Origin of the sequence: Dethiosulfovibrio peptidovorans DSM 11002 (genome assembly GCF_000172975.1) — a bacterium.
In the GTDB taxonomy this organism is placed as follows: Bacteria; Synergistota; Synergistia; order Synergistales; family Dethiosulfovibrionaceae; genus Dethiosulfovibrio; species Dethiosulfovibrio peptidovorans.
The window spans coordinates 1,592,848-1,604,755 of record NZ_ABTR02000001.1 but is presented as its reverse complement, the minus strand read 5'-3'; the positions used below and the strand labels follow the sequence as shown (position 1 = coordinate 1,604,755).

The following is an 11,908-nucleotide window of genomic DNA, read 5'->3' as shown; positions in this document are numbered from 1 at the left end:
TACGGATCGACTAATACGGAGGCGATTTTAAAATATGGAACTATCTCACCAGGAGATCCTGGCCAAGGAGCTCCGCATACCCCGAAAGAACGTCGAGGCCACGGCGGCCTTGTTGGAGGAAGGATGCACCGTTCCCTTCATAGCCCGTTATCGCAAGGAGGCGACTGGAAGCCTGGACGAGGTCGCCATAGCGGGAATAAGGGACGGTCTGGAGAGGCTCGCCGAGACGGACAAACGTCGGGCATCCATGGTGAGCTCTCTGGAGGAGAGAGGCCTTCTGACAGAGGAGCTTAAGGCCAAGCTGGACAAGGCGGCTACCATGACCGCCCTGGAGGACATATACCTGCCCTTCCGACCCAAGAGGCGGACGAAGGCGACGGTAGCCAGGGAGAAGGGGCTGGAGCCTCTGGCTCGGATCATAATGTCTCAGGAGGGTGCCGACCTCGAGGCGGAGGCGTCCCGCTTTCTGGACGAGGAACAGGGGGTGAACTCGATCCAGGAGGCTCTCGAAGGAGCGAGAAACATCATCTCCGAGGAGATAAGCGAGAACGGAGAGGCCAGGATGGAGATGAGGGCCCTTTTCGTCCGCCGAGGAACTCTGAAGGCCAAGATGAAACCGGGCAAGGAGGAGGAAGGGTCTCGTTTCGCCGACTGGAGCGACTGGGAGGAGCCCATGGCGAAGGCCCCCTCCCACCGGATATTGGCGATGTTCAGAGGCGAGTCCGAGGGAGTTCTCTCCGTGTCGGTCCGTCCTCCTCAGGAGGCGGCCATCCACAGACTGGAGAGCCGATTCGTCAAGGGCGAAAAGGCCGACTCTAATCAGGTGAAAGAGGCGGTGGAGGACGGCTACAAGAGACTGCTGGAGTCCTCTATGGAGACAGAGGCCAGAAAGGCCCTGAAGAGCAAGGCCGACAGAGAGGCTATTTCCGTTTTCGTCAAGAACGTCAGGGAGGTACTGATGGCCCCTCCTCTTGGACAGAAGAGGGTGATGGCCCTGGATCCAGGGTTCAGGACGGGATGCAAGCTAGTCTGTCTGGACGAGACCGGAGAGATGCTCCATCACGAAACGGTCTTCCCCCACACTTCTCAGGCGAGACGAGAGCAGGCTATGGAAAGCGTGGCCAAGCTATTCGGCCAATACGGCATAGAGGCGGTCGCGGTGGGCAACGGAACGGCCGGAAGGGAGACGGAGGCGTTCCTGAAGGACTGTCTGCCCGAGGGAGCCGAGATATACTCGGTCAACGAGAGCGGAGCCTCCATATATTCGGCTTCCGCCCTGGCTAGAGAGGAGTTTCCCGACCTCGACGTGTCCTACCGGGGGGCGGTCTCCATCGGCAGACGGCTGATGGATCCTCTGGCGGAGCTGGTGAAGGTGGACCCGAAATCCATCGGGGTCGGTCAGTATCAGCACGACGTGGACCAGAAGGAACTGAAGAAGGCCCTGGACGACGTCGTGGCGTCCTGCGTCAACTCCGTAGGGGTGGAGGTCAACACCGCCAGTCCTCAGCTTCTTTCCTTCGTCTCCGGACTGAGCCTCAAACTGGCCAAGTCTGTGGTCGAGAGAAGACGAAAGGAAGGCCCCTTCAAGACCAGAAAGGATCTACTGAAGGTATCCGGCCTGGGACCAAAGACCTACCAGCAGGCGGCGGGATTTCTCAGGATCAGGGGAGGTTCCCATCCGCTTGACAACAGCGCCGTCCACCCCGAGAGATACGACCTGGTCAACTCCATGGCCGAAGATCTGGGCAGGTCCATCTCGGACCTTCTGGAGGACGGGGAACTGCGAAAATCCATAGATCCCGGTCGCTACGTCGGAGGAGACGTGGGACTGCCTACGGTGAACGACATACTGTCAGAGCTGGCTAAGCCCGGCAGGGACCCTAGGGAAAGGCTTCAGCCCTTCTCCTTCGATCCCTCCGTGTCCGAGCTGTCGGACCTTAGGGCCGGTATGGTTCTGCCGGGAATAGTGACCAACGTCACGGATTTCGGAGCCTTTGTGGACGTCGGAGTTCACCAGGACGGCCTGGTCCACGTCAGTCGCCTGTCCGATCGTTTCGTAAAGGACCCCCATCAGGCGGCCAAGCCGGGACAGACGGTGGAGGTAGCGGTGTTGGACGTAGACCTGAAGAGAAAGCGGCTATCCCTATCGATGAAGAAGAAGGACTTTCCCAAAACGGACGAAAAATAAAAAGGAGGAGAGGCGACCCAGCTGGATCGCCTCTCCTCTTTTGATTTAAAGATCAGCAGCAGCACACGTAGGGGTTCATCGAGTCCCTGTAGATCCTCTCTATGACGTCCGCTCCGGCGGGAACGGGAGCCATGGAGAGCAGTCCGTCCAGCGACGGGGTGGTCTGAGTCAGTTTGACCAACTTGGGGATGTCCGCATCGGTGTAGCCCTCGTCGGAAAGCTTGGAGGTGACTCCCATGTCGTAAAGCCAGCGTTCGACCTTGCGGGCCATCATGTCGGCCTCGGCGGGAATTCCCTTGAGGTCCGATACTATGGGGGCGTAGAGCTCCGCCAGGACCTCGGGCTGAGCCACGTATATCTGGCGCAGCACGGCAGGAAGGATCATGGCGAGCCCCAGACCGTGGGCCAGATCGGGCTTCACGCCGCTCAGGGGATGCTCCAGAGCGTGTGTGAAGTGAAGCAGGCCGTTGTCGAAGCATATCCCCGCTATAAGGGAGGCGTAAAGCAGATAGTAGCGGGCGGTGAGATCATCGGGATTCTGAAGAGCCTGAGGCAGGTATTTAGCCACCAGACGCACCACCTCCTTGGCCAGAAGGACGGTGTAGGGAGTGGCGACCTTGGTCGTGGCCGCCTCCGTGACGTGGTTGATCGCGTCTATGGCGGTAAAGCGGGTCTGAGCGGCGGACAGACCGGTCATGAGTGCCGGATCGTCTATCGCGTAGGCGGGATAGATGCAATCGTAGGCGATGGCCGGCTTGTATTCCTTCTCCGGTATGGTCACGACGGCAAAACGGTCCGCCTCTGTTCCGGTTCCGTGGGTCAGGTTTATGGCCACGATGGGAGCGGCCTTCTCCGGGGTGAACTTGAACTCGTAGAGGCTCCTGGCATCCTGGTCCTTGTACTCCATGAGGATGGCGGCGCTCTTTCCAGCGTCTATGGGACTTCCTCCACCTATGGCTACCACCGCCTGTGCGCCAAAGTCGCGGCCCATCTTCGCGGCTGCGTCGACGTCGTCGGCCTCGGGATTGGGACGAATCTTGTCGAACAGAACGTGCTCGACTCCGTGTTTCTCGAAGGCAGCGGTGACGTGATCCCAGGCACCGGTCTTCTTATAGGACCCTCTCCCAGTAACGCAGAGCACCTTCTCGATTCCCTTTCCCTTAAGATCCCCCACGATGTCGTCTATCTTGGCGATGGCTCCTACTCCAAGGTAGACTGTGGTCTTGGCCCTTATCTCTCGTATCTCGTGAATAGGCATCTTGGCATCCCACATAGGTCATTCCTCCTCTTCTCTATGGACCGAATTCGGCCTCGGTTCTACTTTGTGACAAGATTAGCAATATACATTATACAGGTCAAGGGGCCTAACGAGAAGAAGAAAAAGAACATATTGTTTAACCACTGGATTCCCTCGGGGTGATGGTATGATAACCTCACGAAGTTATCGGGAGGGGTTTTTAAAGTGCAATTAGAGAAGTTCGACGTCATAGTCGTAGGAGGCGGACCGGCTGGAATGATGGCAGCTGGGAAGGCCGCCGAGACCGGCGCCTCAGTGGCGTTGGTGGAGAAGAACGACAGGCTCGGAGTCAAGCTTGCAATAACCGGCAAGGGACGATGCAACCTGACCCACATGGAGAAAGATCCTCTGAAGCTGGTGGACCCTTTCGGCAGAAACGGCCGGTTTCTGCTTTCATCTCTCAGTCGTTTCGGAGTGGAGGATACCCTGGAGTTCTTCCGATCCAGAGGGGTGGCAACCAAGGTCGAGAGAGGATCCAGGGTGTTCCCCGAGACCGGACTGAACAGCGAGGACGTCGTAAACGCCCTGAGCGACTTCATGTTCGAGGGGAAGGTCAAGATATTCACCGCGACCACCGCCCGAGGGTTGACCGTCTCCGACGGCAAGATCACCGGGATAGTTACCGATAGAGGAACCATGTCGGCTTCTTCGGTGATAGTGACCACCGGAGGAATGTCCTATCCCGGCACCGGGTCCACCGGCGACGGCTATAGCTGGGCGAAGGATACGGGACACCGCATAGTAGGGCCAGAGCCAGCCATATGCCCGGTGAAGACCGAGGAGACGTGGTGCTCCGAGCTACAGGGACTAACATTGAGAAACGTGTCTCTCTCCCTGTGGAGGGGAGGGAAGAGGGTATCCGACCGTTTCGGAGAGATGCTGTTCACCCATTTCGGCATAAGCGGACCTATCGTGATGGATATGGCCAAGGAGATAGGGGCGTCCTTGACCAAGGGCCCCTCCACCTTGTTTTTGGATCTAAAACCAGCATTGGACAAGGGTAAGCTGAACGCCAGGATCCTTAGGGACCTGGAGGCCCACAGGAGAGAGCTGTTGAAGAACGGCCTGAAGGATCTGCTGCCCCGGGCCATAATCCCGGTGATAATGGAGGCCGCTGGGATCCCGGCGGAAACCAGGGTGGACGAGGTCACCAAGGAGCAAAGAAAGGATCTCATAGAGGCGGTAAAATCCCTTCCCATAACCCCTACAGGTTTTTTAGGATATCGATGGTCCGTCATAACCTCTGGAGGAGTCTCGTTGAAGGACGTGGATCCCAAGACTATGGCATCGAAAAAGACCGCCGGGCTTTTCTTCGCCGGGGAGATTCTGGATCTGGACGGCCCCACCGGGGGCTACAATCTACAGGTATGCTGGTCCACCGGCTACGTGGCCGGGAACGAGGCGGGCCTCTATGCGAAGGGCGGCTCGGAGAAGAATCCCTCCTCTGCCAGCTGAAAACAGGCGTCCACGACGTCCGAATCGTAAAGGACGTCTCTGTTTTTCCTCAATTCGTTTAAGGCGATGTCCAACCCTAGGCTGGGCCTGTAGGGACGATGGGAGCACATAGCCTCCATCACGTCGGCGACGCCAAGTATCCTGGCATCCAGGGATATGGCGTCGCCGACCAGTCCATGAGGATAGCCGGACCCGTCCAACCTTTCATGATGCTGAAGCACCGCCTCGGCTATGGGCCACGGAAAGTGTACGTCGCCAAGGATGTCCCTTCCTATCTCCGGGTGCCTCTGGACCAGCTGATACTCCAGAGCCGAGAGAGGGCCGGGCTTGTTCAGTATCTCGGCAGGCACGTTTATCTTGCCTATATCGTGGAGCAACCCGGCAATCCTGATCCCCTCGGCCCGATAGGGGTCGAAGCCTAGTTTAACCCCTATGGCTTCCGCCAGGGAGGACACCCTTTTCTGATGTCCCGAGGTAAACAAATCCCTCTGCTCCACCGCCCGGGAGAGCACCTCTATGCTGCTGTTCATGGTTTTTCTGAGCCGGGCCTCCCCTTCTCTCTTGACCATGGCCTGGCTCAAGACATCGCAGAAGGCCTGCAGCAACACGAGATCCTCCGGAGTCCAATTTCGGGAATCCCAGACATCGTCGAACCCCAGATAACCTTTCAGATGACCCGAGACGAAGAAGGGAACCACCACGAATGACTTCAGCCCCTGTCTCTGCAGAAGCTCCCTCTGGAGGCCCCATTCGTCTCCCATCGCCGGTACATCGTCTATGACGATAGGATCGCCTGCCTCGAGACGGGCCACAAAATATTCGAATTTATCGCTCGGGAAATCCTGAAAATTGGATCGCTCCACAGTTCCTTTCAACTTCTCCCAGCAGTGAGTCATACAACGTATGGATCCTCGATCGAAAAACTGGAATATGTAGCAGGATCGCGCACCGGAAAAATTTCCCAAAGCGGCCAAGGCAAATTCGATAGCTTCGTCCAAATCATCCTTCAACAGCACCTTGGACGACAGACTGGAGATCAATTTCTCGAACTCCAGACAGCGAAGCAGAGCCCGCTCCTGTTTTTTTCTATCGGAGATGTCCCTTACAATACAAAGACAGGAGCTCAACCCGGCGACTGAGACCCTCTCCAAGGAGATCTCCACCTCCAACTCACTTCCATCTTCTCTCAGCGCGAGTCCTTCGAGCGAAAACATAGAGCTGCCCTCTTCGAGGAACAATTGCCTCACCCTCAAGAAAGTCTCTTCACCCGTAAGATCTTTCAGAGAAAGATCCTCCAACTCTACCTTGGAAAAGCCCCACAGAGAACGGGCCGCATGGTTCGCCTCTATTACATCCAACGTATGTGGCGACAGGAAGAGAATGGAGTCTATGGTTCTACTGAAAAGAAGATCGTATCGCCCCTTGAGATTAACCGCAGGGAAGGAGCTCTTTTCGTCCTGCTCCATGCAGGGAAAAGACATGTGCGAATGAGACTGGAGCCATCTATCGTCATGAAGTTCGAGAAACATCGTTTTTCTGAAACGAGGGACCAGTAGATGTCCATCCACAAGGCAGGCGTGCATTCTACCTCGAACGAAAGCGCAGGCGCTCTTTCCGTCTCTGGATACCCTGCTCCAGAGGTCCTCGATGACTATTTTAATGGAAGACGTACTGTTAAAATCACGTTCCATCATGGCTCGGATTCCCTCTATACCTGCTCCACCCTCGTCGACTCCCGTTCCTACATAAAGCCCTTCATCGGGGATAAAGCATTCCAATGTACCCTCCAGATCTCTGACGCTGTATCGGTCGAAAAAACGGTATACCGCCTCTTCCACCGACTTTTTAGAGGAATCCAAAATCGACTCACCTCCGGCTTTTCAAGAAGATTCTCTCCGGGAATTATACCCGACATCTTACAAAAGGGAGGGCCGTTGTTATAATGGGTCCCTGAAGGTCGCATCGAACGAGGTGATATGACATGGACGATAGAGACAGAATAGTCTCCTTCACGGAAAGCGAGGAGGAGAAAAAGGTCTGCGAGACGATGGAGACCCTTTATAGCTCGATCCATCTTTTCAGGCAGAAGATACACGACGAACTTGAAACCAGGGACAAAAGCATAGAGACCTTAAAGGACAATCTTTTATCCCTGGAGAGGGAGTTCCGAGACACGAACCAGAGGCTCGAGATGGTCCAACAGGACAAAGACTCCCTCGAGACGGGCAAGGAAAACTGTGAGAAAAAGCTTCAGCGCTCCGAACAGGAGTGCAGGGACCTCAGGGAAGAGCTGGACCGCACCAATAACTCTCTGAGAGCCATGGAGGTACAGAGAAAGGAAAACGAGTCGCTCAAGGGCGAGAGATACGTCCTGCTCCAGGAGATAGAGTCGCTTCGAAGCGAAATAAAGAAAATCGAAGGACTCCACGCAGGCAAGATCGAGGATATGAACAACCAGTTCCAGCAGGAGAAGAACAAACTACAGGACATCCAATGCTCCCTAGAGGACAGGATTCGTAACCTTACCGACCTCAACGCGGAGGAATCGGTGGCAAGAGAACGGCTTAACAGAGAAAAGAGGGCCATAGTCGAGGAGATGGACCGGGTCAATTCGGAGAAAAAGGAGATCCGGGAGCAATTCGTCAGACAGATAGCCTCCCTGAAGGACCAGCTGAAGGTCATGGAGAGAAGGGCCCAGGACGACCTTAGGGATCTGGAGCAAAGAGCCCGAAAAGAACTGATGGATCTGGAGAGGGAAAAAAGCTCCCGGATCACCGCCCTCGAGAAGGAACTAGGGCAGAAACAAAGGGAGATGTCTCTGAAGGACCACAGGTTAGCCCAACTGGAATCGGAGCACGCCAGAAAACTGGAGCTCGCCAAGAAAGAGTTCGAGAGCCGCATGGCCCTGGAGCTGGACGAGATGAAACGAAAGTACTATCTCGAGCTGGAGAAGGCTAGAAGCAGCGGACGCTGGAGCGACGGAGAAGAAAAGGACTCATGATCGACATAGGTAATCTCAGGCTCACCCTGGGAGGGAAGCTTCTATACGACGACCTTTCATGGCGGATACTGGACGGGAGCAAGGTCGGCCTGGTGGGAGCCAACGGATCGGGCAAGACCACCCTGCTCAAGGTCTTGATGGGGCTTATAGAGCCCGACGGCGGGACAGTGGCCATGCCATCGAAGGCCAAGGTGGGCTACCTGCCTCAGGACCTGCACGAGTTACCGAATGTATCCGTCATGTCTTATATAAAGGAAAGCGCCGGCATAGACGAGCTGGAAAGCTCTCTCAGAAAAGCAGAGGACGAGCTCGGAAGGACCATCCCGGACAGCCCGGAGCAGAGGAGAGCCCTGGAGAGATACGAGAGGGCCATGGAGGCCTTCGAGAGAGCTGGCGGATACTCTTTCGACGCCATGGCGAAGAAAGCCATAAAGGGATTGGGCTTTTCCCCAGCCGACGGTGACAGACCTACGTCCGAGTTCTCCGGCGGCTGGAAGATGAGGATTTCCCTGGCGGCGGCCCTGATGTCCAAACCGGACGTGCTTCTACTGGACGAGCCGACGAACCACCTGGACACCGAAAGCATGGAGTGGCTCGAGGGATGGCTGATGAGCTATCCCGGAACGGTGGTGGCCATATCTCACGACAGGCGCTTCATGGACAGGATCATGGGGTCCATAGCGGAGCTGTCCAACCGCAGAATATGCGAGTACAAAGGCAACTTCTCCCAGTATATGGAGGAAAGCGCCAGAAGACTGGAACAGCTGGAGAAGGAGCGGCTTAAACAACAGGAGGAGATAGAGAAAACCCGTCAGTTCATAGACCGCTTCCGATACAAGGCCACGAAAGCCGCCCAGGTTCAAAGCAGGATAAGGAAACTGGAGCGAATGGAAGAGGTAAGGATAGACGGGCCGGGTAAGACCGTGTCCATCCGATTCCCCAAATGCCCAAGAAGCGGCCATTCGGTGCTGAAGACGGCGAAACTGTCCAAATCCTACGGGGACCTCTCCGTGTTCGACGAACTGGAGTTCCAGATCACCAGAGGTGAAAAGGTGGCCCTGGTGGGTGTCAACGGTGCCGGTAAATCGACCCTCTCGAGGCTGATCGCAGGAAGGGAGTTGCCCGACGAGGGTTTCGTCGAGCTGGGGCATAACGTATCCATGGGTTTCTTCTCCCAGGAGAGCAGCCAGAACCTGGACTACGACAACACCATCTGGGAGGAGATAGACCGATCCTCCGACAGGCTTTCCCCCGAGGGGAAGAGGACCCTGCTGGGAGCGTTCCTCTTTTCCGGAGAGGACATACACAAGAGGATATCGGTCCTGTCCGGCGGAGAAAAGTCCAGGGTCGCCCTGGTCAAGCTTCTGCTCCAGGAGACGAATTTTCTGGTGCTGGACGAACCGACCAACCATCTGGACATGTCCACCAAGGAGCTGTTTCAAAGGGCTTTGCTGGAATACGACGGAACAATGATAATCGTATCCCACGATCGCTATTTTCTGGACAATCTGGTCGAAAGGGTACTTGAAATTCGGGGCGGAAAACTGTACGATTACCCCGGAAATTACAGCTATTTTATCGAAAAAAGAGATCAGACCATTATGGAAGAGGCGGAGTCAATCCCCGGGAAAAACGACGAAGTCCCTTCGCTGAAGGACAGAAAACGAGCGGAGGCGGAGCTGCGTAACAGGATCTACCGTGAGAAGAGAAGATTCGTGGAGGAACTTGCTCCTCTGGAAAAGACCATATCCGACCTGGAGACGAAGAAAGAGACCATACACGAGGATCTATGCGACCCGAAGACCCTCGAGGACTCCTCCAGGGTACGGGACCTCATGGTGGACCTGAAGAACGTCGAGGACGAGCTCGACCGGGCTATGGCCCGGTGGGAAGAGCTCATGGAGGCAATAGAGAGCGTCGAGGCTCAGGCCTGACGAAAAGATAGGAAAGGATTTTTGCCAATGACAAAGACAACCGCAGGATGCCACGTCAAAGTCCACTACACCGGAACGACGAAGGACGGAACCGTTTTCGATTCCTCCCTCGAGAGGGATCCCCTGGCCTTCACGGTAGGAGCCGGACAGATGATAGCGGGTTTCGATGAGGGAGTCCTGGGAATGTCCGAGGGAGAGGAAAAGACAATAGTTCTTCCTCCCGAGAAGGCCTACGGCCCGAGGAACGAGGAGCTCCTCTTCGCCGTCGGACGAGAGCAGCTTCCCGAGGGATACGAGCCCTCGATAGGAGATCAGCTTTCGGTTACCTCCGCAGAGGGAGGAGTCTTCCCCGTCACCATAGCGGGACTGGACGAGGATGTCGTAACGCTGGACGGCAACCATCGTCTGGCCGGAGAGGAACTGACCTTCAAGATAACCATGGTCGAGGTCGTCCCCGCCGAGGGGTAGAGGCCGAATAGACTCAGTTTGGAGAGGCCCCCTGTTATAGGCGGGCCTCTCCTTCTTTTTCCGACGGAGGTAGAGACGACATGAGAAAAACGCGTGTCAGCTTAGCGAGGGGGGCTCTCTTCCCGGCAGTCGTGCTATCCATATGGTGGCTCGGATCCTCCACGGAAATGTGGAACGGTTACGTTATTCCTAACCCCGGGAGAGTGCTCCAGGCACTGCAAGACGCCGTAGCCGACGGTAGTCTGGCAAGGCATACGGGAGCCAGTTGTTTCAGAGTACTGACCGGATTCGCCATATCTACTGCCACGGCGGTTCCTCTCGGTTTCGTCCTTGGGCTGTCGCCCGAGGCTAGACGGCTGACCGATCCGACGCTGGATTTTCTGAGACACATCCCTCCTCTGGCCGTGATGCCCATGCTGATATTGTGGTTCGGCATAGGGGAACCGTCCAAGATAGTAGTGATAATCATGGCCACGTTTTTTCCCCTTCTTCTAAATACCAGAAAAGGGGTCGACTCCTGCGATAAGGGATTGCTCGAGGTCGGAAAAGTCTTCGGGATGTCCCGAAAAAGGCGCTTCATGGAGATCCTTCTTCCCTCGGCCCTCCCCTCCGTCCTGGTAGGGATGAGGGTGGGGCTAAGTTACAGCTGGCGTTCTCTAATAGGTGCTGAGCTTATAGCCGCGTCTTCGGGCATAGGATACGCGATACACGATGCGGAACAGCTTTCGCGATCGGACGTCATAGTCCTATGGGTCATACTGATGGGGATCGTCGGAAGCCTGTCCGACCACGCTTTCCTGAGATTATCTCTCAAATTGACTCCCTGGGAAGGAACGTTCGACGATGAGGGCTGAACTAAAGTCGGTCTGCAAATGCTACTCGATGGCTGACGGAACGACTATGAAAGCACTGAAGGACCTGTCCTTTAGGATCCCGGAAAGATCCTTCACCGTGATCCTGGGCAAAAGCGGCTGCGGCAAGACTACTCTGCTCAGGATAATGGCGGGGCTTGAGCGTCCCTCGACAGGAGAGGTTCTGGGAAGAGACGGGGGCTCCATAGGGGTGGTCTTCCAGGAACCGAGGCTTATGCCCTGGCTGTCGGTGAGAAAGAACGTCGAGATGGTGCTGGAGGGAGATCTCGATCGGGCGAAAAAGGCAGGAAGAGTTCTGACTCAGGTGGGGTTATCCCGTTTCGAAAAGGCCATGCCGAACCAGCTATCCGGAGGAATGGCTCAAAGGGTAGCTCTGGCCAGGGCCCTAGCGTATGAACCGGAGATGCTTCTCATGGACGAACCCTTCGGTGCGCTGGATTATTTCACCAGGAGAGAGCTCCAGGGGGAGCTCTCCTCGCTGGTAAAGGCCAGAGGACTGACTGCCGTCCTGGTAACCCACGACGTGGACGAGGCCATCTTTCTAGCCTCCAGGATTGCGGTGATGGGAAACGGCAGGATTCTGTCCGTGACGGAAGAGATCGATTCGGAGTCCATGAGTTTCGAGGAAAGAGATCGACTTCGAGAGTCCATACTGGCCTCGATAGAAAACGGGGGATGACCGACCCTACTCCG

At 56.0% G+C, this 11,908-nt stretch carries 9 protein-coding genes; 7 read left to right on the top strand and 2 right to left on the bottom strand.

The window, feature by feature from the left end; all coding sequences use genetic code 11:
• Positions 1 to 34 precede the first annotated feature (34 nt).
• Positions 35 to 2,188, top strand: a complete 2,154-nt coding sequence (locus DPEP_RS07630) for a Tex family protein (protein WP_005661013.1) — start codon at positions 35 to 37, stop codon at positions 2,186 to 2,188.
• Between the two features lie 52 nt (positions 2,189 to 2,240).
• On the opposite strand, the gene DPEP_RS07625 is transcribed toward DPEP_RS07630, so the two are convergent.
• Positions 2,241 to 3,461: an iron-containing alcohol dehydrogenase gene (locus DPEP_RS07625; RefSeq protein ID WP_005661011.1), complete on the bottom strand. Its 1,221-nt coding sequence runs from the start codon at positions 3,459 to 3,461 to the stop codon at positions 2,241 to 2,243.
• A 189-nt stretch (positions 3,462 to 3,650) separates the two neighbouring features.
• On the opposite strand from DPEP_RS07625, the gene DPEP_RS07620 reads away from it, so the two are divergent.
• Positions 3,651 to 4,940, top strand: coding sequence for a BaiN/RdsA family NAD(P)/FAD-dependent oxidoreductase (locus DPEP_RS07620; protein ID WP_005661009.1), 1,290 nt, complete (start codon positions 3,651 to 3,653; stop codon positions 4,938 to 4,940).
• On the opposite strand, the gene DPEP_RS12835 is transcribed toward DPEP_RS07620, so the two are convergent.
• A complete protein-coding gene (locus DPEP_RS12835; protein ID WP_005661007.1) occupies positions 4,895 to 6,799 on the bottom strand; it encodes an HD domain-containing phosphohydrolase in 1,905 nt (634 codons plus the stop codon). The two genes, DPEP_RS07620 and DPEP_RS12835, sit on opposite strands and share 46 nt — an antisense overlap.
• 122 nt (positions 6,800 to 6,921) lie before the next feature.
• Between DPEP_RS12835 and DPEP_RS07610 the strand changes: the two genes are divergently transcribed.
• The 5 genes from DPEP_RS07610 to DPEP_RS07590 all read left to right on the top strand — a co-directional run bounded on the left by DPEP_RS07610 (position 6,922) and on the right by DPEP_RS07590 (position 11,894).
• A complete protein-coding gene (locus tag DPEP_RS07610) occupies positions 6,922 to 7,941 on the top strand; it encodes a coiled-coil domain-containing protein (RefSeq protein ID WP_005661005.1) in 1,020 nt (339 codons plus the stop codon).
• Entirely contained in the window at positions 7,938 to 9,875 is a 1,938-nt protein-coding gene (locus tag DPEP_RS07605; protein ID WP_005661002.1) for an ABC-F family ATP-binding cassette domain-containing protein, read from the top strand. The genes DPEP_RS07610 and DPEP_RS07605 overlap by 4 nt, the downstream gene beginning before the upstream one ends.
• Positions 9,876 to 9,902: 27 nt before the next feature.
• The gene (locus DPEP_RS07600; protein WP_005661000.1) at positions 9,903 to 10,343 is read left to right on the top strand and encodes an FKBP-type peptidyl-prolyl cis-trans isomerase; all 441 of its coding nucleotides are present in this window, start codon (positions 9,903 to 9,905) and stop codon (positions 10,341 to 10,343) included.
• Positions 10,344 to 10,423: 80 nt separating this feature from the next.
• Positions 10,424 to 11,197, top strand: a complete 774-nt coding sequence (locus DPEP_RS07595; protein ID WP_005660998.1) for an ABC transporter permease — start codon at positions 10,424 to 10,426, stop codon at positions 11,195 to 11,197.
• Between the two features lie 28 nt (positions 11,198 to 11,225).
• Positions 11,226 to 11,894, top strand: a complete 669-nt coding sequence (locus tag DPEP_RS07590) for an ABC transporter ATP-binding protein (RefSeq protein WP_198003059.1) — start codon at positions 11,226 to 11,228, stop codon at positions 11,892 to 11,894.
• Positions 11,895 to 11,908 lie beyond the last annotated feature (14 nt).